16 protein-coding genes, 1 tRNA gene and 1 pseudogene are annotated in these 22,130 nt (G+C 70.4%); 10 read left to right on the top strand and 8 right to left on the bottom strand.

Going from position 1 to position 22,130, the window contains the following annotated elements; all coding sequences use genetic code 11:
* Window positions 1–52 precede the first annotated feature (52 nt).
* From efeB to IE107_RS24770, 4 genes are all read left to right on the top strand, one after another.
* The gene (gene efeB, locus IE107_RS24755) at window positions 53–1,297 is read left to right on the top strand and encodes an iron uptake transporter deferrochelatase/peroxidase subunit (protein ID WP_229867228.1); all 1,245 of its coding nucleotides are present in this window, start codon (window positions 53–55) and stop codon (window positions 1,295–1,297) included.
* Window positions 1,298–1,324: 27 nt separating this feature from the next.
* Window positions 1,325–2,260 carry a prephenate dehydratase gene (gene pheA, locus IE107_RS24760; RefSeq protein ID WP_189546397.1) on the top strand — a complete coding sequence of 312 codons (936 nt, stop codon included), beginning with the start codon at window positions 1,325–1,327 and terminating at the stop codon, window positions 2,258–2,260.
* 663 nt (window positions 2,261–2,923) lie between these two features.
* Window positions 2,924–4,213: a serine--tRNA ligase gene (serS, locus tag IE107_RS24765; protein WP_189546398.1), complete on the top strand. Its 1,290-nt coding sequence runs from the start codon at window positions 2,924–2,926 to the stop codon at window positions 4,211–4,213.
* Window positions 4,210–5,013, top strand: coding sequence for an HAD family hydrolase (locus tag IE107_RS24770; protein ID WP_189546399.1), 804 nt, complete (start codon window positions 4,210–4,212; stop codon window positions 5,011–5,013). Before serS ends, IE107_RS24770 begins: the two co-directional genes overlap by 4 nt.
* Window positions 5,014–5,058: 45 nt before the next feature.
* On the opposite strand, the gene IE107_RS24775 is transcribed toward IE107_RS24770, so the two are convergent.
* The 6 genes and pseudogenes from IE107_RS24775 to IE107_RS24800 form a co-directional block, all read right to left on the bottom strand.
* Window positions 5,059–5,147: transfer RNA gene (locus IE107_RS24775), tRNA-Ser, on the bottom strand.
* Window positions 5,148–5,434: 287 nt separating this feature from the next.
* Window positions 5,435–6,133 carry a hypothetical protein gene (locus tag IE107_RS24780; RefSeq protein WP_189546401.1) on the bottom strand — a complete coding sequence of 233 codons (699 nt, stop codon included), beginning with the start codon at window positions 6,131–6,133 and terminating at the stop codon, window positions 5,435–5,437.
* 327 nt (window positions 6,134–6,460) lie between these two features.
* Window positions 6,461–7,180 carry an ABC transporter permease gene (locus IE107_RS24785; protein WP_189546403.1) on the bottom strand — a complete coding sequence of 240 codons (720 nt, stop codon included), beginning with the start codon at window positions 7,178–7,180 and terminating at the stop codon, window positions 6,461–6,463.
* A gap of 30 nt (window positions 7,181–7,210) precedes the next feature.
* Window positions 7,211–8,122: an ABC transporter ATP-binding protein gene (locus tag IE107_RS24790; protein ID WP_189546405.1), complete on the bottom strand. Its 912-nt coding sequence runs from the start codon at window positions 8,120–8,122 to the stop codon at window positions 7,211–7,213.
* The gene (locus tag IE107_RS24795; RefSeq protein WP_189546406.1) at window positions 8,119–9,027 is read right to left on the bottom strand and encodes an ABC transporter permease; all 909 of its coding nucleotides are present in this window, start codon (window positions 9,025–9,027) and stop codon (window positions 8,119–8,121) included. The genes IE107_RS24790 and IE107_RS24795 overlap by 4 nt, the downstream gene beginning before the upstream one ends.
* Window positions 9,020–10,052: pseudogene (locus tag IE107_RS24800) on the bottom strand (ABC transporter ATP-binding protein); the annotation flags it as partial. The pseudogene IE107_RS24800 and the gene IE107_RS24795, both read right to left, overlap by 8 nt.
* A gap of 244 nt (window positions 10,053–10,296) precedes the next feature.
* On the opposite strand from IE107_RS24800, the gene IE107_RS24805 reads away from it, so the two are divergent.
* The 6 genes from IE107_RS24805 (at window position 10,297) to IE107_RS24830 (ending at window position 16,532) form a co-directional block, all read left to right on the top strand.
* On the top strand, window positions 10,297–11,148 hold the full coding sequence (locus tag IE107_RS24805; protein ID WP_189546408.1) for a M24 family metallopeptidase: 852 nt from the start codon (window positions 10,297–10,299) through the stop codon (window positions 11,146–11,148).
* 5 nt (window positions 11,149–11,153) lie between these two features.
* Window positions 11,154–12,926 carry an SDR family oxidoreductase gene (locus tag IE107_RS24810; RefSeq protein WP_189546476.1) on the top strand — a complete coding sequence of 591 codons (1,773 nt, stop codon included), beginning with the start codon at window positions 11,154–11,156 and terminating at the stop codon, window positions 12,924–12,926.
* The gene (locus IE107_RS24815; RefSeq protein ID WP_189546410.1) at window positions 12,923–13,900 is read left to right on the top strand and encodes a MerR family transcriptional regulator; all 978 of its coding nucleotides are present in this window, start codon (window positions 12,923–12,925) and stop codon (window positions 13,898–13,900) included. The genes IE107_RS24810 and IE107_RS24815 overlap by 4 nt, the downstream gene beginning before the upstream one ends.
* A gap of 149 nt (window positions 13,901–14,049) precedes the next feature.
* Window positions 14,050–14,592: an RNA 2'-phosphotransferase gene (locus IE107_RS24820; protein WP_189546412.1), complete on the top strand. Its 543-nt coding sequence runs from the start codon at window positions 14,050–14,052 to the stop codon at window positions 14,590–14,592.
* A gap of 45 nt (window positions 14,593–14,637) precedes the next feature.
* Window positions 14,638–15,549, top strand: coding sequence for an LLM class flavin-dependent oxidoreductase (locus tag IE107_RS24825; RefSeq protein ID WP_189546414.1), 912 nt, complete (start codon window positions 14,638–14,640; stop codon window positions 15,547–15,549).
* Window positions 15,550–15,665: 116 nt separating this feature from the next.
* Entirely contained in the window at window positions 15,666–16,532 is an 867-nt protein-coding gene (locus tag IE107_RS24830; protein ID WP_229867222.1) for a Cof-type HAD-IIB family hydrolase, read from the top strand.
* Window positions 16,533–16,642: 110 nt separating this feature from the next.
* Here IE107_RS24830 and IE107_RS24835 read toward each other — a convergent pair whose 3' ends face one another.
* Together IE107_RS24835 and cydD are read right to left on the bottom strand one after the other, a co-directional pair.
* Complete coding sequence (locus tag IE107_RS24835) at window positions 16,643–18,346, bottom strand: GAF domain-containing sensor histidine kinase (RefSeq protein WP_189546417.1); 1,704 nt, start codon at window positions 18,344–18,346, stop codon at window positions 16,643–16,645.
* Between the two features lie 130 nt (window positions 18,347–18,476).
* Entirely contained in the window at window positions 18,477–22,034 is a 3,558-nt protein-coding gene (gene cydD / locus IE107_RS24840) for a thiol reductant ABC exporter subunit CydD (RefSeq protein WP_189546418.1), read from the bottom strand.
* Between the last annotated feature and the right edge of the window lie 96 nt (window positions 22,035–22,130).

Below are 22,130 nucleotides of genomic sequence, written 5' to 3' on the forward strand. Positions count from 1 at the left end.
CAGCAGGAAAGCATCCGGCAGCGGGGACGACGGTGCCCGTGGCAGCGGGGGTATCTCCCGGCGCCGGCTGATCGGCAGCGCGGGCGCGGCCGGTGCGACCGGGCTGGTGCTGGGAGCGGCGGGCGGTGCCACCGGCTACGCCGCCACCCGGCCCGACGAACCCTCGGCACTGACCACGGTCGGCTCCACCCGGGTGATGTTTCACGGGAAACATCAAGCGGGGATCACCACTCCGCTTCAGGCATGCGGCCATCTCGTCGCCTTCGACCTGGTGCCCGGCGCCGGACGCAAGGAAGCCATTGCCCTGATGCGCCGCTGGTCGGCCGCGGCCGAGCGTCTGATGGCGGGCGAGCCCGCCACGAGCGGTGCGGCGGACGGCCCGGACCACGACACCGGAATCGCGCTGGATGCCGGACCGTCCTCGCTGACCGTCACCTTCGGCTTCGGCCGGACCTTCTTCGAACGCACGGGCCTGACGGACCACCGCCCGCCGGGGCTCGACCCGCTGCCGCCCTTCTCCTCCGACCACATCGACGCCAGGCGCTCCGACGGTGACCTCTGGGTCCAGATCGGCGCGGACGACGCCCTCGTCGCCTTCCACGCACTGCGTGCCGTACAGAGGCAGGCCGCCCCGGCGGCCAGGGTCCGCTGGCAGATGAACGGCTTCAACCGCAGCCCCGGCGCCACGGCCCAGCCGATGACCGCCCGCAATCTGATGGGCCAGGTCGACGGCACCAACAACCCGAAGCCGTCCGGGAACGACTTCGGGCGCCGGGTCTTCGTCCCCGTCGGAACCGATGCGAAGTACGACTGGCTCGCGGGCGGCTCGTACGTGGTCGTACGCCGGATCAGGATGCTGCTCGACGACTGGGAGAAGCTCCCCGTGGCACAGCAGGAGCAGGTCATAGGGCGCCGGAAGAAGGACGGCGCCCCGCTGAGCGGCGGCACCGAGACCACGGCGATGGACCTCGACCGGGCGGGCCCCGACGGCAAGCTGCTGATCCCGGACAACGCCCACGCCCGGATCTCCTCCCCCGAGAAGAACAGCGGTGCGGCCATGCTGCGGCGCCCGTTCTCGTACCACGACGGCATCTCGGCGGACGGCACTCCGGACGCCGGCCTGCTGTTCATCTGCTGGCAGGCGGATCCGCTGCGAGGGTTCGTCCCGGTGCAGCGCAAGCTGGACCGGGGCGACGCCCTGTCGCCGTTCATCCGGCACGAGGCGAGCGGCCTGTTCGCCGTTCCGGGCGGGGCGGCGGACGGCGAGTACGTGGGGCAGCGGCTGCTGGAGTCCTGAGCCACCGGGGCGCATTAGGGTGACGGTATGTCCGCCACGCGCTACGCATATCTCGGCCCCGAAGGCACCTTCACCGAGGTCGCCATCCGTACGCTCCCGGAAGCCGCCACCCGCGAACTCGTCCCGATGGTCTCCGTACCGGCGGCTCTGGACGCGGTACGGAGCGGGGCCGCCGCAGCGGCGCTCGTGCCGATCGAGAACTCCGTCGAGGGCGGCATCACCGCGACGCTCGACGAGCTGACCACGGGCGAACCGCTGATGATCTACCGCGAGGTGCTGCTCTCCATCACCTTCGCGCTGCTGGTGCGGCCGGGTACGAAGCTGTCCGACATCAAGTCGGTCACCGCGCATCCGGCCGCGCAGCCGCAGGTGCGCAACTGGCTGGCCGCCCACCTCCCGGACGTGGTGTGGGAGTCGGCTGCCTCCAACGCGGACGGGGCCCGGCTGGTGCAGGAGGGCCGGTACGACGCCGCCTTCGCCGGGGAGTTCGCGGCGGCGACCTATGGTCTCGAGCCGCTGGTGACCGAGATCCATGACGCGGAGAACGCGCAGACCCGCTTCGTCTTGGTGGGCCGCCCGGCCCGGCCCGCGGCGCCGACAGGCGCGGACAAGACGTCGGTGGTCATCTGGCTGGGCGAGGACCACCCCGGTGCGCTGCTCGAACTGCTCCAGGAGTTCGCGGTGCGCGGGGTGAACCTGATGCTGATCCAGTCGCGGCCGACAGGTGCCGGCATCGGGAACTACTGCTTCGCGGTGGACGCCGAGGGGCACATCGCGGACCGCCGGGTCGGCGAGGCCCTGATGGGGCTGAAGCGGATCTGTCCGAAGGTGCGGTTCCTGGGTTCGTACCCGCGGGCGGGGGTGGCGTTGCAGGACGTACGGCCGCTGCGCGCGGGGACGTCGGACGCGGAGTTCACGGAGGCCTCCGACTGGCTGGCCAGGAACCTGGACGGCCGGGGCTGACGGACGGGACTCGACGGGACCGGGGTCGGGAGCCGAGGACTTCGGGGACCGGCCGACGGGCAGATCGGGAACCGGTCCCGTCGGGGCTCCCGGCACGCCCTCGCCTCCGGTGCTATTCCCCGATTTTCGGTATCCACAGAGTTATCCACAGGGGCGGTTCTCGACCTGGGGACAAGTCGACACCCCAATGGGACATGGTCGACATATTCCCCCAGTCGCCCCAGATGCATCCACAGGCCAGCAGGCCACTTGAGCCACCCCGTCCCGCCCCAATTCCACCGATCAACTCTTTAGGACGGTAATTTCCCACCCGAACGAGCGTCTGAAGCGGGTTTGAACGGGAAATCGGCGAGCCATCACGCAACTCTCGGAATGACCTCTTCCGGCATCCACAGGCCTTCCTCACAACCTGTGGATAACTTTCGGAAGCCCGGAAACCTGTGGACAAGTAACGGTCAACTGTCGTTCCAGGCAAGGGGTATACGTCAAGACGAGTGAAGCCACCTGCCCCATTTAGGCGAGTAGGCTCTTTTTATTGACGGGCGGGACCCACCCCAGCCACACAATCTCCCCCAGCATCGCCAATCGAGGCAATAAGGACAAAGTGACACGCTTGGCAATATCGGTTCGAGCGGGGGAAGTGCACACCGGTAGCCTGGAGGGGTGATTGACCTTCGCCTGCTCCGTGAGGACCCCGACCGTGTTCGCGCCTCCCAGCGCGCCCGTAGAGAGGACGTCGAACTCGTCGACGCCCTTCTCTCCGCCGACGAGCGGCGCAGGTCGTCCGGGGTCCGCTTCGACGAACTCCGCTCCGAGCAGAAAGCGCTCGGCAAACTCATCCCCAAGGCCTCGCCCGACGAGCGCGCCGAGCTGCTCAAGCGGGCCGAGCAGCTGAAGGCCGACGTCAAGGCTGCCGACGCCGCACAGGACGAGGCCGACGCCGAGGCCAAGCGCCTGATGCTCCGGATCGGCAACGTCGTCCACGAGGACGTGCCGGTCGGTGGCGAGGAGGACTTCGTCGTCCTGGAGACGCACGGCACGATCCGTGACTTCGGGGCCGAGGGCTTCGAGCCCAAGGACCACCTGGAGCTCGGCGAGAAGCTCGGCGCCATCGACATGGAGCGCGGCGCCAAGGTCTCCGGCTCGCGTTTCTACTACCTGACGGGCGTCGGCGCGCTGCTGGAGCTGGCCCTCGTCAACGCGGCGATCGCGCAGGCCACCGAGGCCGGCTTCGTCCCGATGCTGACGCCGGCGCTGGTCCGCCCGCGCGCCATGGAAGGCACCGGATTCCTCGGCCAGGCCGCGGAGAACGTGTACCACCTGGAGAAGGACGACTTCTACCTGGTCGGTACCTCCGAGGTCCCGCTCGCCGCGTACCACATGGACGAGATCATCGACGCCGAGAAGCTGCCGCTGCGCTACGCGGGCTTCTCCCCCTGCTACCGCCGCGAGGCCGGTACGTACGGCAAGGACACCCGTGGCATCTTCCGGGTGCACCAGTTCGACAAGGTCGAGATGTTCTCGTACGTCGACCCGGCGGACGCCGAGGCGGAGCACCGCAGGCTCCTCGACTGGGAGAAGCAGTGGCTCACCGCTCTTGAGCTGCCCTTCCAGGTGATCGACGTCGCCACCGGCGACCTGGGCGCCTCGGCCTCCCGCAAGTTCGACTGCGAGGCGTGGATCCCGACGCAGGGCAAGTACCGCGAGCTGACGTCCGCGTCGAACTGCGACGGTTTCCAGGCGCGCCGCCTGTCCGTCCGGATGCGCGACACCCGGGACGGCAAGAAGGTCCTCCAGCCGCTGGCCACTCTGAACGGCACGCTCTGCGCCGTACCGCGCACGATCGTGGCGATTCTGGAGAACCACCAGCTGGCCGACGGTTCGGTACGGGTGCCCGAGGTGCTCCGGCCGTATCTGGGCGGGCGCGAGGTTCTGGAGCCGGTCGCCAAGTGACCTTCCCGTACAGGCTCGTCGCGACCGATCTCGACGGCACGCTGCTGCGTGACGACGACACGGTCTCCGAGCGCACCCGTGAGGCACTGGCCGCGGTCACCGCGGCCGGTGCCGCGCACATCATCGTCACCGGCCGCGCAGTCCCCTGGACCCGCCACATACTGGACGACCTCGGCTACGAGGGACTCGCCGTCTGCGGCCAGGGCGCCCAGGTCTACCACGCGGGCGAGCACAAGCTGCTGACCTCGCTGACGCTGGACCGGCAGCTCGCCGGTCTCGCGCTGTCCAAGGTCGAGGCCGAGATCGGTCCGCTGGCCCTGGCGGCGAGCCGGGACGGGCTCGACGGCGAGGTGATGGTCGGCCCCGGCTACCGGGTACAGGAAGGTCCGCTTCCGGCCGTCTTCGTGAAGGACCCGGCCGAGCTGTGGTCCGCGCCCCTGAACAAGGTCTACATCCAGCATCCCGACCTGGACGACGACGCACTGGCGAAGGCCGCGCGCGCGGCTGTCGGCAATCTCGTGGACGTGGTCATGGCCGGTCCGGGCGTGGTGGAGATCCTGCCGCTGGGGCTGAGCAAGGCGACCGGGCTCTCGCTGGCCGCACGCCGGCTGGGCGTGAAGGCCGCGGACACGCTGGCCTTCGGCGACATGCCGAACGACATCCCGATGTTCGCCTGGGCGCGGCGGGGCGTGGCGATGGCCAACGCGCACGAGGACCTGAAGGCCGTGGCCCAGGAGATCACCGCGTCCAACGAGGACGACGGCATCGCCGTGGTGCTGGAACAGCTGCTCCAGTCGTAAAAGTACGGGTGCGGGGTCGCGTACCGGCGCGCGGCCCTGCTGCGGCGGAGGATGCGCGGATCGAACGCGCGCGGGGTTTCAGGGCCCCGACGACGGCTTAGCAAGCCGCTGCCTTACCACTCGGCCAATCCTCCAGGTGGGCGGCCGCGCGATGTGCGGGCAGGCCGCCCCGGGCGTTCTGCCCCGAGCGGTACGGCGGAGTCGTCGGTGACTACTCCGGTGCCTGCTCGGGTCCGCCCTGCGGGGAACTCGACGGACTCGGACTCTCGGTCATCGTCGCGCTCCTCTCCCGGTCCGTGGCGTGCCTGTCGGGGTGTGCTGTTCCTGTCGGCGCGTGCCGCAGCGACAACTGTGCCGGGAAGGGCCGTTCGGCGCCACCCGTTTTCCGGGCGGCGCCGAACGGCCGTGAACTCCGGCCGGATCAGCGCTGCTTGTTGTTGCGGCGGCTCAGATCCTTCAGCTTGCGGGCGAGATCATCCATCCTGCCGTCGATACGGATGATGTCCTCGGACATGTGGCCCAGCCGTACGCTCATGGCGCCGACGACCTGATGCGTGACGTCGAGCCTCCGGTCGAGGCTGTCGAGCCGGTGCGACATCCGGTTGAGGACGGGCCCGAGCTCCTGGAGCGCGGTACCGACTCCGGCCAGACAGCTCTCCACCCGGGTGACGCGGTGTTCGAGCGAGGCATAGCCCGCGCGCAGGTCCTGCTCGGCGTCGAGCAGATACGTCCGGACGCATCGGGGGATGTCGCTGTCGCGAAGAAGCATCGCGACGTTGAGGACGGTCCTGCGGGTGTAGACCCTCAGCTGGGTCACTGCCTGTGGATAACTTTCCGGCCCCTCACCCGCCCATAGCGACATCATGTCGCTATGGAAGGAGCGCAGGTCAGCGCCGCGCAGCACTTGCATTCCGTTCTCCATCAGCTCGTCCTGATGGCGGTCGGTGAGCCTTCTGACGGCGACTGTGGATACTTCGAAGTACCGTGCCACGTCCTCTGTGCGAAGGCGAATTCCGTCCGGGAGCATGACAAGGCTCTTGACTTTGTCGAGGACATCGACGCGCTCCATCTGCTCCACGCGCAGCGCGCGCGATTCGAGCAGGGCGACTTCTGTGGGCATGGGCATGCCTTCCGATCGTGAAACGACGACGGTCAGCCCTGTCCCGGGCCGGAAGGGCGGAGGACGCTCACGGTTGCCACTCACTCAATGACCGACCCGGCGGGCACTTTCTCGCCGGCATCGGCAATCCCTGTTTCACGAACGCTACGACGCCACAGATCCCAGTTGCCTCCACGCACCCTGCCCAACGAACCGATAACCGTACAGTTACGCGTACGGCTGTCCGTGAAAATGCGTCAACCCCCGCCCGGAAGGCGAGGGTTGACGGATGCGGGAGTGTTCAGGAACGGAGTACTCAGAGAGAGGCGCCGGGAGGCGGGCCTCCGGTCACTCCTCGCCGGCCAGCTTCAGCGTGCGCAGCTTCTGGCCCGCGTACCAGGTCGCCACCACTGTGACCGCCGCCAGCAGGACCGTCGCGGTGGGCAGTCCGACGTCGGAGGTGATCGCTCCCGCCCCGCCGACCTTCTCGGCGACCGCGAGGGACCACTGCTGAACGCTGAGCGTGCGCGCCCCGGGCACCAGGGTGCCGAACAGGGCCTCCCACACCAGCGCGTAGACGAGGCCGAAGACGACCGCGTGCCGGCTGACGGTGCCCAGCAGCAGGAACAGCGCGCTGTACGCGATCGAGGCGACCAGTGCCGCGACGGTGTAGGCCACCGCGATCTGCTGGCCGTTGCCGTTGAGGATCAGGCCCGCGATCAACGTGGGCAGCGCGGAGAAGACCATCGTGACGGCGATGGCCACGATCAGCTTGGTGAAGATGATCGTCGGCCGCTTCACCGGCTTGGCCAGCAGGTAGACGATGGAGCCGTCGTCGATCTCGGGACCGATGGCCCCGGTCCCGGCGATCACTCCGATCAGCGGCACCATCGTGGCGATGGCGAAGCCGCCCAGCACGTCCGAGGCCACCTGGTCGTCGGACCCGGTGAGCACCCGTACCGCGAAGGCGATGGCCACCAGCAGCGCCGGCAGGACGAACAGGATGGCGGCCCGGCGCCGGCCGAGCAGGGCCCGGTAGGTGAGCCGGGCGACTGTGGGGTCGTACATGACGCTTCACAGCTCCTTTCAGGCCACTACTCAGGCCGCTACAAGATAGGAAAAGACCGATTCGAGGGACTCGTCGGACGGCGAAACAGTCAGAAGACGAATCCCGTGCTCACGCGCGACCTTCGGCAGCAGCTCGGTGAAGCGTCCGAAGTCGACCGCCTGGATGCGCAGGGCCCGTTCGCCCGGATCCACCTCGATGCCGGCCGTCGACGGGTCGGCGATCAGCGCGGCGGCGAGGGCACGGTCGTCGCTGGAACGTACGAGATAGCGGTGCGGGCGGTCCGTCATCAGCCGGCGGATCTTGCGGAAATCGCCCGACGCCGCGTGCCGTCCCGCCACGATCACCTCGATGTGGGAGGCGAGTTGCTCGACCTCTTCGAGGATGTGGGAGGAGAAGAGCACCGTACGGCCCTCTGCCCCCATCTGCCGCAGCAGTTCCATCAGCTGCATCCGCTGGCGCGGGTCCATGCCGTTGAACGGCTCGTCGAGCAGCAGCACGGACGGCTCGTGCACCAGCGCGGACGCCATCTTCACGCGCTGGCGCATGCCCTTGCTGTACGTCGAGATCTTCCGGTCCTGGGCATACTCCATCTCGACCGTGGCCAGCGCCTTCTGCGCCTCGGCGTTGCCGAGCCCCTGGAGCTCGGCGTTGGCGACGACGAACTCGTAGCCGGTCAGGAAGTCGTACATGGCCTCCCGCTCCGGCACGATCCCGATCTCCCTGTACACGGCTTCGTTGCGCCAGATCGGCCGGCCGTCGAGCGTGACCGTGCCCGTCGACGGGGCGAGGAAGCCGGCCATCATGTTGATCAGCGTGGACTTTCCCGCGCCGTTGGGACCGAGCAGACCGGTGACGCCCGGTCCCACCGTCATGCTCACGTCGTTGACGGCGACCACATTGCCGAACCAGCGCGAGGTGTGGTCGATCTCGATGGTGGTCACAGCCCGACCCTCCGGTAGCGGCGCATCAGTACGGCGTACGAGCCGGCGACGAGCGCGAGAACAACGATCAGATAGACCAGGCCGGCCCCGGCTCCCGGGCCTTCCCCTCCGGGGAAGGCCGAGTTGGCCCCGAGGAACGCCGTCTGCACGCCGTCGATCAGCGTGATGGGGGAGAAGAGCCCCAGCCACTCGATGGCCCCGGAGGAGCCCGTCTGCCAGGCGATGGCCTGGACGGTGGAGACCGCGCCGTAGGTGATGGTCAGCACGGCGATCACCGCGGCGACACCGAAGCCGCGGCGCGGTGTCAGCGCGGCCATCACCAGGCCGAGTGCGGCGAAGAGCACGGAGAGCAGTGCCACCGAGACCAGCCCCTGTCCGAATCCCTTGGTCTGGTCGGCGAAGTCGAACTTCCCGAGCAGCGCGCCCACATAGAGGATGAGGAGCGGCGTGCCGGTGAGAATGAAGAGCGCGGACGCCATGGCCGCCAGCTTGGCCAGGACGTAGTCGACCCGTTCGATCGGCCGCGAGAAGTACAGCGGCACACTCTTGAACCGCAGGTCCCGGGAGACCGACTGCGGTGCCTGAGCGGCGAGGAAGAGGCCGATCACGGCCTGGAGATAGATCGCGAACGCGGTGTACTTGATCGGCAGGGACGTCGTACCGGGGGCGGCGATGGCGACGGCGACGATGATCGCCGCGATCATGCACATCACGCCGAAGAGCAGCATCGGCAGCACCTTGGACTTGGCGGAACGGCCCAGTCCGAAGGCACCGCGGAGCGACTGCGAGTAGAGCGAGCGCCGCGCATAGCCGCGGCCCAGCCGCGGGCCGTCGTAGGAGCGGTACCCGATGTTGTGGATGCGGGAGGTCTCGCTCCCGGTCACGGTCCCGGTCTCGGTGCTCATCACGACCGCTCCCCTTCTGCTGTACGGCGTTCCGCGGCCACGGGCGCGTTCTGTGCCACCACTGCGGAGGCGGATGCCCCCTCGGTACGGAAGACCTCGGCGATGTGGTGGCGCCGCTGTTCCATCCGCACGAGGCCGAGTCCGAGGCCGGCGACGCTGTCGCGCACGATGTCGTACGTCTCCTCGCCGGTCGCCTCGACCAGCAGGATGTGGCCCGCGCCGGGCAGCCCCTGTGCGTCGAGTCCGTCCTGGCCGATGAACTTCACGCCGGCCCGGGTGAGAACCTGGCGCAGCGCGTCGGTGCCGTCCGGGTGGGTGTCGCTGTCGGTGACCTCGACCGCGAGGGTCGTGGTGGTCTGGGTGAAGTCGCTGGTGGAGCTGGAGCGCAGGAGTGTGCCGCCGTCGATGACGACGACGTGGTCGCAGGTGCGTTCCAACTCGCCCAGGAGGTGCGAAGTGACCAGGACCGAGATGCCGAAGTCGGTGTGGACGCGGCGGATCAGTCCGAGCATCTCGTCGCGGCCGACCGGGTCGAGGCCGTTGGTCGGCTCGTCGAGCAGGACCAGCTGCGGGTCGTGGACCAGCGCCTGCGCCAGCTTCACGCGCTGCTTCATACCGGTCGAGTAACCGCCGATGGGGCGATAGCGCTCCTCGTAGAGGCCCACGTGCCGGAGCGTGTCGGCGGTGCGTTCGCGCGCCGCCGTCGGCGGCAGTCCGGACATCCGCGCCATGTGGACGACGAACTCGGTGGCCGAGACGTCCGGTGGCAGGCAGTCGTGCTCGGGCATGTAGCCGACCCGCTCCCGGATGGCGGCACCATGGGTGGCGACGTCGAGCCCGAGCACGGCGGCCCGGCCCTCGGTGGCGGGGGACAGACCCAGCAGGATCTTGATCAATGTGGACTTGCCGGCTCCGTTGGAACCCACCAGGCCGGTCACACCGGGGCCGATGTCCAAGGAGAGCCGGTCAAGCGCGGTCACCCGGGGGAACCGCTTGCTCAGGCTTTCGGTCGAGATCACAGTCACAGTCCGAAGGTAGTGGCGCGGGCCACATCAGTCGTCAGCCCTGGTGGCTGGATCGGCCTCCGACTCCAGATGTACGGACCCGTAGGGGGCCACCACGGGGTATGACATCCGCGACCGGAGAGGGAGGCCGGCCGAGTAGTCCACAGGTCTCCGCGCACCCCTTGACGTAGCCGCCGGACATTGTCACATTCATCAGTGTCACGTTACCAACACGTACCGCACACGGCAGGGAACGGACGATGGCATGGCCTCGGCGGTGAAGGACGGAAAAGCCCCGGATCTGCGGGGGTTCAGAGAGGTGCAGAGCCTCGCGTACGCCTGCGCGGAAGCGGTCGCGGGCCGGCTCCGGCCGGGGGTGACGGAGCGCGAGGCGGCCCGTATGCAGCATGACTGGCTGCGTGAGCGCGGGGTGCGGGACTGGTTCCACCTCCCCTTCGCCTGGTTCGGGGACCGCACGGCGTTCGCCGGCTTCAGGATTCCCCTGCAGTTCTTCCCGACCAACCGGAGGCTGGAGCCGGGGATGCCCTTCATCCTCGACATGGCTCCGGTCCACAAGGGCTTCACGGCCGACATCGGCTACTCCGGCTGTCTGGGGCTCAACCCCCTGCACGACAAGCTGCTGGCCGATCTGGAGGCCCACCGCGAGCTGATACTGCGCGAGGTGCGCGAGCGGCGTTCCCTGCGCGAGATATACGAGGACGTCGAGCGCCTGATGATCAGGCAGGGGTACACCAACAGGCATCGCGCCTACCCCTTCGGTGTCATAGCCCACAAGGTCGACCGCGTCGCCGAACACCGCTGGTCCCCCCACGTGTTCGGCTTCGGCACCCAGTCCCTCAAGGGGCTGATGAGCGACGCGCTGCACGGGCACCGGGAAGGCTGGTCGCCGCTGTGGAGTCCGCACCGCTTCTCCGACCATCCGCCGCAGCCCGGTCTGTGGGCGGTCGAGCCCCATCTCGGGTTCCGGGGCACGGGCGCCAAGTTCGAGGAGATCCTGGTGGTCACCGACTCCAAGGACCCCGAAGAGAGCGCCTTCTGGCTGGACGACGATCTGCCGCATGTGCGGCGCTGGGCCGAGGAAAGGGTGGCGGCATGAGTCTGCTGGATCTGCCGGGGGCACGCGAGCGCCGGGTGCGTACGGGCGGAATCGAGCTGTGCGTCGCCGAGTTGGGCGAGGAGGGGCGGCCGACGGTCGTTCTGGTGCACGGCTATCCGGACAGCAAGGAAGTCTGGACGGAGGTGGCGAGCCGGCTGGCCGACCAGTGGCACGTCGTGCTGTACGACGTGCGCGGACACGGCCGGTCCACGGCCCCGAAGCCACTGCGCGGCGGCTTCACCCTGGAGAAGCTCACCGATGACTTCCTGGCCGTCATCGATGCGGTGAGCCCGGACCGGCCGGTGCATCTCGTCGGGCACGACTGGGGTTCGGTCCAGTCCTGGGAGTTCGCCACGATCAAGCGGACCGAGGGCCGGATCGCCTCGTTCACCTCGATGTCCGGCCCCTCGCTGGACCACTTCGGGCACTGGATCAAGCAGCGTATGACCCGGCCGACCCCGCGCCGGGTCGGCCAGCTGCTCGGCCAGGGCGCCAAGTCCTGGTACGTCTACATGCTGCATACGCCGGTCCTGCCCGAGCTCGCCTGGCGCGGCCCGCTCGGCAAGCGGTGGCCGCGGATGCTCCAGCGGCTGGAGAAGGTACCGGCGGGCGACTACCCGACCCCCTCGCTGCCCGGCGACGCGGCGCACGGCGCCTGGCTGTACCGCGACAACGTCCGCGCCCGGCTGAGCCGGCCGCGCACCGACGCCTACGCACATGTGCCGGTCCAGCTGATCACGCCGACCGGTGACATCTTCCTCTCGGAGAAGCTGTACGACCAGCTGGAGCTGTGGGCACCGCAGCTGGTGCGCAGATCGCTGGACGGCAAGCACTGGGTGCCGCGCACCAGGCCGGACCAACTCGCCGCTTGGATCAGCGAGTTCATCGCCACGAACGAGGCGGCGAAGGAGAACGGCGGCCCGGTGCAGGACATCGCCCCGACCGGAGCGTACGCGGACAGGTTCGGCGGCCGGCTGGTCCTGGTGACGGGCGCGGCCGGCGGCATCGGCCGGGCCACCGCCTTCGCCTTCGCCGAGGCGGGTGCGCGGGTGGTGGCCGTGGACCGGGACGCGGAGGGAGCGGTCAGGACGGCCGAGATGGCCCGGCTGATCGGAGCCCCGGCCGCCTGGGGCGAAGCGGTGGACGTCAGCGACGAGCAGGCGATGGAGAAGCTCGCCGAGAAGGTCGCCGCCGAGTACGGAATCGTCGACGTCCTGGTCAACAACGCCGGGATCGGCCTGTCCGGCTCCTTCCTGGACACCACGAGCGAGGACTGGAAGAACGTCCTCGACGTCAATCTGTGGGGGGTCATCCACGGCTGCCGGATCTTCGGCAGGCAGATGGCCGAGCGCGGCCAGGGCGGCCATATCGTCAACACGGCTTCCGCCGCGGCCTATCAGCCGTCCCGGGCGCTGCCTGCGTACAGCACCTCCAAGGCGGCCGTGCTGATGCTCAGCGAATGCCTGCGGGCCGAGTTCGCCGAGCGGTCGATCGGCGTCAGCGCCATCTGCCCCGGCATCGTCAATACGAACATCACCGCAACGGCGCGCTTCGCCGGAGCCGACGCCGCGGAGGAGAAGCGGCTACGGAAGCGGACCAGTCGGCTGTACGGGCTGCGCAACTACCCGCCGGAGCGGGTCGCCGATGCGATCCTCAAGGCGGTGGTGCGCAACCAGGCCGTCGTGCCGGTGACCCCGGAGGCACGCGGTGCCCGGCTGCTGTCCCGGTTCAGCCCCGGTGCGCTGCGCGGGATCGCCCGGCTGAAGCCACCGCTGTGAGCGGCGCCGGGCGGTCGTCGGCGGCGGACCGGCAGGCCGCCGCCGAGTACCGGATCGAGGACCTGGCGCACGCGAGCGGGGCCACGGTCCGCACGATCCGGGCCTACCAGGACCGCGGTCTGCTGCCGACACCGGAGCGGCGCGGCCGGGCCAATGTATACCGGGACACCCATCTCACCCGGCTCCGGCAGATCGCCGATCTGCTGGACCGCGGTTACACCCTGGCCAGCATCAAGGAGCTCTTGGACGCCTGGGACACCGGGCGCGGACTGGGCGGGGTGCTCGGGCTCGTCGCCGAGGTGCACGGCCCGTGGACGGACGAACAGGCCGACCGGATCACGCGGGAGGAGCTGAACCTCAAGTTCGGCGGCACCTCGGACGACGAAGCGGTCGCCGAGGCGGTCGAGCTCGGCGTGCTCGAACCGATCCCGGGCAGGGATGGCGAGTTCCTGGTGCCCAGCCCTCAAGAGCTGGCCGTAGCCGTCGAGTTGCATGCGGCAGGCGTGCCGCTCGGCGCGATCTCCGGGCATCTGAGGGAACTTCGCGGTCAGGTCGAGCAGATTGCCTCGCGCTTCCTGGAGTTCACCACCGAACACGTCTTCGCGCGCTATCTGGGTCATCGGCCGCCGACCGACTCGGATGCGGCCGAAGCGGCCGCCATGGTGCGCAGGCTGCGTCCGCTCGCCCAGCAGACCGTCGACGCGGAACTGGCCCGTGCGATGCGGACGTTCGCCACCCGGCACTTGCATCACCATCTCGGCGCGGACACTCCGCTCGGTGCGGGCTCCCCGTCACTCGCGCCCCAGAGTGTCGATCTACCGGCGGGGACAATCCGGGCCGTTCAGCAGCTGGTTGGTCCGGACAAGGTCTCCGCCTTTGTCGCAGCGGCCACGGAACGCGAGGTGCAAACAAGGACATTGGACGCATTGACGTCATTTACCGGCAAAGCAAGCCAAGTTGCCCAAACTGATTGATTTCAAACCGACTTGTCCACAGAATCGCCAATTAGCCTGTGGATAAGTCAAACTGACTGTGGATCAAACCTCGTGCACGAAAATTGCTCCGCCACATCGTGAGCGAAACCCGGATGCACCGAGGACTCCCTCGCGGGCACCCTGGCGGTATGGATGAAAGACGCACCGTCAAGGTGTCCAAGTACCTCTCGAAACACCTGCGCCATCAGCCGGAACGGCTCGGCATCACGCTCGACGCCAACGGCTGGGTGCCGATCGCCACGCTGTTGCGCGCCATGGCGCGCAACAACTTCCCGCTCACTCGCGCCGAGCTCGACCATGTCGTCGCCGCCAACGACAAGCAGCGCTTCGCCGTCGAGAACGACCGGATCCGCGCGAACCAGGGCCATACCGTCCCGGTGGATCTCGCCCTGCCGCCGGCCGAACCGCCCGCGTACCTCTACCACGGCACGGTGGGCCATGCGCTGGGCCCGATCCGGAGCGAGGGCCTGCGGCCCATGAACCGCACGCACGTCCATCTCTCCCCCGACCGCGAGACGGCGACCAGGGTCGCCGCCCGGCGCGGCCGGCCCGTCGTCCTGTCCGTGGACGCGGGCGCGATGCACCGCGCGGGTCACACCTTCCACGTCAGCGCCAACGGCGTCTGGCTCGTCGCCGCCGTGCCGCCCGAGTTCCTGCGGTTCCGCGACTGACCGGGCGGCCCGTACTCCCGCTCCACCGGAGAGCGCCCGCCCCGTATGGTCGTATCCATGCGTCTGAGCACTGTGATTCTGCCGATCCACCGCTGGAACGAGGGCCGGAAGCTCTGGCAGCGCGCCGAGGAACTCGGGTTCCATGCCGCCTACACCTACGACCACCTGGCCTGGCGGACCTTCCGCGACGGCCCCTGGTTCGGCGCCCTGCCGACCCTCGCCGCCGCCGCCACGGCGACCGAGCGCCTCCGCCTGGGCACCCTCGTCACCTCCCCCAACTTCCGGCACCCCGTCACCCTCGCCAAGGAACTCATCACGCTCGACGACGTCTCCGACGGGCGCCTCACCCTCGGCATCGGCGCCGGAGGCAACGGCTTCGACGCCTCGACCCTGCGCCGCGGCGACGAGCAGCCGTGGACGCCACGCGAGCGGGCCGACCACTTCGACGAGTTCGTACCGCTGCTCGACCAGCTGCTGCGTGAGCCCTCGGTGACGTACGAGGGCACGTTCTACTCGGCGAACGAGGCCCGGAACATCCCCGGCTGTGTGCAGCGGCCCCGGCTGCCGTTCGCGGTGGCCGCGACCGGCCCGCGCGGAATGAAGCTCGCCGCCCGGTACGGCCAGGCCTGGGTCACCACGGGCGACCCGAAGCTGTACGAGACGGGGACCCCGGAGCAGTCCGTCGAGGCCATCCGGGGGCAGCTCACCAAACTGGGCGCGGCCTGCGAGTCCATCGGCCGGGACACCGCCGAACTGGACAAGGTCCTTCTCACCGGCTTCACCCCGGACCGCCCGCTGCAGTCCTTCGACGCCTTCGTGGACTTCGCGGGCACCCACTTCGCGCTCGGCTTCACCGAGATCGTCATCCACCTGCCGATCCCCGACTCCGACTTCGCGGCGGACGAGAAGGTCTTCGAACGCATCGCCACCGAGGGCCTGGCCCAGCTCGGCCACTGACCGACCCGTCACTCCATCGGCATATGCACCGGGCATCTTCACCTGATCAGGGGCGTGCATCCTCAGATGTGCGCCCCTATGCACGCCCGTGCACCCTCGTACGCGAGAATGGGCGGGTGACCTCAGCTACCGACTCGCCTTCGCCTGCCGCAATCCGGCTGATCGCCACCGACCTGGACGGCACCCTTCTCCGTGACGACAAGACGGTCTCCGACCGTACGGTCGCCGCACTGGCCGCTGCCGAGAAGGCCGGTATCGAGGTCTTCTTCGTCACCGGACGCCCGGCCCGCTGGATGGATGTCGTCAGCGACCATGTGCACGGCCACGGCCTGGCGATCTGCGCCAACGGCGCGGCGGTCGCGGATCTGCACGCCGGCGGCGAACTGGTCAAGGTCCGCCCGCTGGAACGCCTCATCGCCCTCGATGTGGTCCAGTCGCTGCGCGCCGCCGCCCCCGGCACCACTTTCGCCGTCGAGCTGGCCACCGGCATCCACTACGAACCGGACTACCCGCCGTTCCACCTCGACCCGTGCGCCTCGATCGCCGTCGCCGAGAAGCTGCTGCACGAGGAGGCGCCCGGCACCGGCGTCCCCGTGCTGAAGCTCCTCGCCCACCACGCCGAACTGACCCCGGACGACTTCCTCGCCCTGGCCCGTACGACGGCCGGGGCACGGGCCTCCTTCACCCGGTCCAGCCCCACGGCCCTGCTGGAGATCAGCGGTCCCGGGGTCTCCAAGGCCAGCACGCTGGAGCTCTGCTGCGCCGAGCGCGGCATCTCGCCCGCCGAGGTCGTCGCCTTCGGGGACATGCCCAACGACGTGGAGATGCTGAGCTGGGCGGGCACCTCGTACGCGATGGGCAACGCCCACCCGGCCGCGCTCGCCGCCGCCACCGGCCGGACCGCCACCAACGGCGAGGACGGCGTCGCGGTCGTCATCGAGCGGATCGTCGCCGAGCGCCTGGCGGCCGACGCCGGGCGCTGAGCCCCCTCCGGAGAAGGACAGGCGCCCGGCCCCTTTTTCGGAGGGGCCGACTCCCGCACGCTCGGAGCAGCGCCTCCCGGACGCCCTCGGAGCGGCGCATCCCCACCCCCTCAGAGGGGCGCCTCCCACACCACCGTCGTACCGTTTCCGTCCTCCCCGATCCCGGGCCCGAACCAGCTCGCTCCGCCGAGCGACTCCGCCCGGCGCGCCAGGTTCCGCAGCCCGCTGCGCCGACCGCCCTCGGGTATGCCCACGCCGTCGTCGGCGACCGACAGGCGCACCGCGTCCCGCCCGTCGGGCAGCGTGACGGTCGCGTCGACGACCACGTCGATCAGCGACGCCTCGGCGTGCCGGAAGGCATTGGACAGCGCCTCGCGCAACGCCGCGACCAGGTTCTTGCCGGTCAGTTCGCCGACCAGTGAGTCGACCGGGCCGAGGAAGCGGTGCGAGGGCTTGAAGCCCAGCGGGACCGCCGCCATGTTGATCTCGCGCAGGACACGGGTGCGTAGCCCCGACGGCGCCTCGGCGGGTTCCTGCTGCAAGGCGAAGATCGCGGTACGGATCTCCTGGATGGTCACGTCCAGTTCGTCGACCGCACGGCCGACCCCGGTCTGCACCTCGGGCACCACCGACCGGCGCTGGGCGCTCTCCAGCATCATCCCGGTGGCGAACAGCCGCTGGATGACCAGATCGTGCAGATCACGGGCGATCCGGTCCCGGTCCTCGTAGACCGCGAGCCGCTCCCGGTCCCGCTGTGCCTCGGCCATCATCAGTGCGAGCGCCGCCTGTGAGGCGAACTGGGTGGCCAGGGTCCGTTCCGCCTCCGTGAACGGTCTGCCGCCCCGGGCACGGGGGGTGGCGAGCGCGCCGAGCACCCGCCCGCCACTGTGCAGGGGCAGCAGCATGCTCGGGCCGTACCGTTGGGCCAGCCTGGTGACCATGCGGGGGTCGTCGGCCGAATCGTCCGCGAAGACCGGCTCGCCTCCCAGCAGCTTCGCCGCCACCGGGCTCTCGGGCCCGATGATCACTCCGAGCGAGGAGGAGGGGTCGTCCGCGGAGACGGCGACGATCTCCAGCCCGCCGTCCTCGGTGGGCAGCAGCACGATCCCGGCGGCGGAGTCGGCGAGCCGGCGGGCCTGTTCGGCGACGACGGAGAGCGCGTCGTCGGCGTCCCCGCCGGAGAGCAGGGCGGTCGTCACGGCCACCGATCCGTCGATCCACCGCTCGCGCTGGCGTGCCGCCTCGTACAGCCGGGCGTTGCCGATGGCGATCCCGGCCTCCGTGGCGAGCACCCGCACCATGTGCAGGTCGTAGTCGTTGAACTCGCCGCCGTCCTTCTCGGCCAGATAGAGGTTTCCGAAGATCTCTCCCTGCACGCGGATCGGGACGCCGAGAAAGGTCCGCATCGGGGGGTGACCGGGCGGGAAGCCGGCGAACCTCGGATCGGCCGTCAGATCGGCGAGCCGCACCGGCACCGGGTCGTGGATCAGCGCGCCCAGCAGCCCCCGGTGCCCGTCGGGGCGGTGGCCGATCTCCTGTGCCACCTCGTCCGGCACTCCGTACGTGACGAAGTCGGAGAGCCCCTCGCCCTCCTCGTCGACGACGCCGATGGCGGCGTAGCGGGAGTGGGTGAGTTCGGCGGCCGTCTCGCAGATCCGGTCGAGGGTGGAGTGCAGTTCCAGGCCCGCGCCGACGGAGCGCATGGCCTCCAGCAGCTGTGGGATGCGGGCGGTGATCTCGGTGGACAGGCCTTGCAGGCTGCGGGTCGCCTGGGTGGCGGCTTCGAGTGAGTCCTTCGGGTCCTGCTCCGGCATAACCCCGAGAGTAGTTAGTCCCGATTGGGGAGGAAAGCCGACCGTGATCACCGGGCCCACACCTCGTGGTTGTGGCCCCCCATGCCCACGCCCGGCCGCCGTGGCCACCCGGCCGCCGTGGCCAAGCGGCTCACGCCCGCGCGCCCACGGCTTCCTCCTGCACCCGCTCGCTCTCCCGCACTCCCACGGCTCCGTCGGGCAGCCGCGCGGTCTCCCGCTCGCGCTCCAGCATCCGCCGCAAGGGGCCTTCCCCGGCGGCGAGATCGGCATACGGGCCGCGCTGCACGATCCGGCCGGCGTCCAGCACCAGCACCTCGTCGACGGCTTCGAGCCCCTCCAGGCGATGGGTGATCAGCACGGTCGTGCGCCCCTCGGTGGCGGCCAGCAGATCCGCCGTCAGGGCGTCCGCGGTCGCCAGGTCGAGATGCTCGGCGGGCTCGTCCAGGACGAGGACGGGAAAGTCTGCGAGGATCGCCCTGGCCAGGGCGAGACGTTGGCGCTGGCCGCCGGAGAGGCGTGCGCCGTGCTCGCCGACCAGGGTGTCGAGCCCGTCGGGGAGCGCCTCGGCCCAGCCGAGCAGCCGGGCCCGGCCGAGGGCGGCGCGCAGTTCCTCGTCCGTCGCGCCGGTACGGGCCAGCCGCAGGTTCTCCCGGATGGAGCTGTCGAAGACATGGGCGTCCTGGGCGCACAGCCCGACGTGCTGCCGGACCGTGTCGCCGTCCAGTGCACCGGCCTCGACCCCGCCGATCCGGTACGTCCCCGCCCGCGCGTCCAGGAAGCGGACCAGGATCTGCGCGAGGGTCGTCTTCCCGGAGCCGGAGGGCCCGACGACGGCGATGCGCCGACCGGCCGTCAACGTCAGGTCGACGGCGTCGAGTGCGTCACGCTCCGCTCCCGGGTAGCGGGCCGACAGCCCCCGTACCTCCAGCGGGAAGGGCGATGCGGGCGCCTCGGCAGGGCTGCCTGGTTCATGTACCGGCAGCGGCGCGTCCAGCACCTCGAACACCCGCTGCGCGCTGCGCTCCACCCGGCTGCGGTACTGCACGGCGAGCGGCAGTCCGGCCACGGCCTCGAATGCGGCCAGCGGGGTGAGTACCACCACCGCGAGTTCCACGCCCGCCAGCCGGCCGTCGTGCACGGCGGGAAGGGCGACGAGTGCGGTGGCGACGATGGTGAGGCCGGAGATCAGGGCGATGAGGCCGGAGCCGAGTGCGGTGGCGGTCGCCGCGCGGGCGGCGATGCGGGTCAGCACGCCGTCGGCGTCCCGGGTCCGTTCCTCGCGGGCCGGCAGGGCACCCGCGACGGTCAGTTCGGCGGTCCCGCCGAGCAGGTCCGTGATCCGGATGGCCAGATCGGCGCGTGCGGGGGCGAGCCGGCGTTCCGAGTGCCGGGCGCAGGCGCTGCTGACCAGCGGCACTCCCACCCCGGCCAGCAGCAGCCCGGCCGCCAGCACGACGCCCGCGGCCGGCAGCAGCCAGCCGATGAATCCGGCGGCCGCCGTTCCGACGACCACGGCCGTCCCGGCGGGCAGCATCCAGCGCAGCCAGTAGTCCTGCAGGGCGTCGACGTCGGCGACGAGCCGGGAGAGCAGGTCCCCGCGCCGGGTCCGGCGCAGTCCGGCGGGCGCGACGCGCTCCAGACCCCGGTAGACCGCGACGCGCAGCTCGGCGAGCATCTTGAGCACCGCGTCGTGCGAGACCAGGCGCTCGGCGTAGCGGAAGACGGCTCGCCCGAGCCCGAAGGCGCGGGTCGCGGTCACGGCGACCATCAGATAGAGCACCGGGGGCTGTTCGGAGGCGCGCGCGATCAGCCAGCCGGAAACGGCCATGAGCCCGACGGCCGAGCTCACGGCGAGGCTGCCCAGCAGCAGCGCCAGTGCCAGCCGGCCGCGCTGCGGCCCCGCGGCCTCACGGACCCGTGCCAGGACCCCGCCGGAGCGGGCCGCGGTGTCCCGCAGGGCTACGGGCTCCGGTACCTCTTCGTTCCGCTCGCCGGGAGCGCTCGTAGGGGACGGCACGTCCGCGGCGGCCCCGGACCTCACCGGCCGCGCCGCCGCGGACGGTTCGAGGGTCACCACCCGGTCGGCCACCGAGAGCAGCGCCGGGCGGTGCACGACCAGCAGTACGGTCCGTCCCGCTGCCAGCCGCCGTACCGCCTCGACGATTCCCGCCTCCGTCTCGCCGTCCAGGCTCGCGGTCGGCTCGTCGAGCAGCAGCAGTGGGCGGTCGGCGAGGAAGGCCCGCGCGAGCGCCAGCCGCTGCCGCTGCCCGGCGGAGAGACCTGCCCCGTCCTCACCGATCGGCGTCCGCTCCCCGTCCGGGAGTCCCGCCACGAAGTCGTACGCCCCGGCGTCCCGCAGCGCGGCCGCCACCGCGCTGTCGTCGGCGTCCGGCCGGGCCAGCCGTACGTTCTCCGCGATGGTGCCCGCGAAGAGGTACGGGCGCTGCGGCACCCAGGCGATCCGCTCCCGCCACTTCTCGGGCGCGAGCGTCGCCAGGTCGACGCCGCCGATCCGCACCCGCCCCTCGTCGGGTGCCGTGAAGCCGAGCACCACATCGAGCAGGGTGGACTTCCCGACGCCGCTGGGGCCGACCAGGGCCACGGTCTCCCCCTCGTCCACCACCAGCGAGGCTCCGTCCAGCGAGGGTTCGGTCCGGCCCTCGTGCCGTACGGTCACCCCCTCCAGCTCCAGCCGCAGCGAAGCGGGTACGTCCGCCGTACCGCCCTGCCGGGGCTCGGTCTCCAGGACCGCGAAGATCTCCTCCGCGGCCGAGAGCCCCTCGGCGGCCGCGTGGTACTGCGCTCCGACCTGGCGGATCGGCAGATAGGCCTCGGGCGCCAGGATCAGCACCACCAGGCCGGTGTAGAGGTCGAGTTCGCCGTGCACCAGCCGCATGCCGATGGTGACGGCGACGAGGGCCACCGACAGCGTCGACAGCAGTTCCAGGGCGAAGGACGACAGGAACGCGATCCGCAGGGTCCGCAGCGTGGCCCGGCGGTACTGCGAGGTGATCGTACGGATGGACTCGGCCTGTGCCTTGGCGCGGCCGAAGACCTTCAGCGTCGGCAGGCCGGCGACCACGTCGAGGAAGTGTCCGGAGAGCCGGGACAGCAGCCGCCACTGGCGGTCCATCCGGGACTGGGTGGCCCAGCCGATCAGGATCATGAAGAGCGGGATGAGCGGCAGCGTGACGACGATGATCGCCGCCGAGACCCAGTCCTCGGTGACGATCCTGGCGAGGACCGCCACCGGTACGACCACCGCGAGTCCGAGCTGCGGCAGATAGCGCGCGAAGTAGTCGTCGAGCGCGTCGACGCCGCGGGTCGCGAGCGCCACCAGGGAGCCGGTGCGCTGGCCGTTCAGCCAGCCGGGACCGAGCTCCGCGGCCCGCGCCAGCAGCCGGCCACGGAGCTCGGACTTGACCGCCGCGCTGGCGCGGTACGCGGCCAGTTCGGTCAGCCAGGAGACCAGCCCCCGGCCGAGCGCGACCGCGGCGAGCAGGATCAGCGGGGTCCGCAGCCCGGAGACCGTCAGTCCGTCCTCGAAGCCACCCACCACCACTTCGGCGATGAGCATGGCCTGGGCGATGACCAGCGCAGCGCCGACGACTCCGAGCGCCACCACGGCTGCCAGGAAAAGGCGGGTGGCGCGGGCGTGGCGGAGCAGACGCGGGTCGATCGGTTTCACGTGAAACAGCCCCTAGCAAGCTCGGTCGGTGGACCAGGGCCTGTCCGGCGGATCGGGGTCGGTCTCGTGCCCCGGCCGCGATCCGCCGGACAGGCT

The organism is Streptomyces gelaticus (assembly GCF_014649535.1).
GTDB classification, from domain to species: Bacteria; Actinomycetota; Actinomycetes; order Streptomycetales; family Streptomycetaceae; genus Streptomyces; species Streptomyces gelaticus.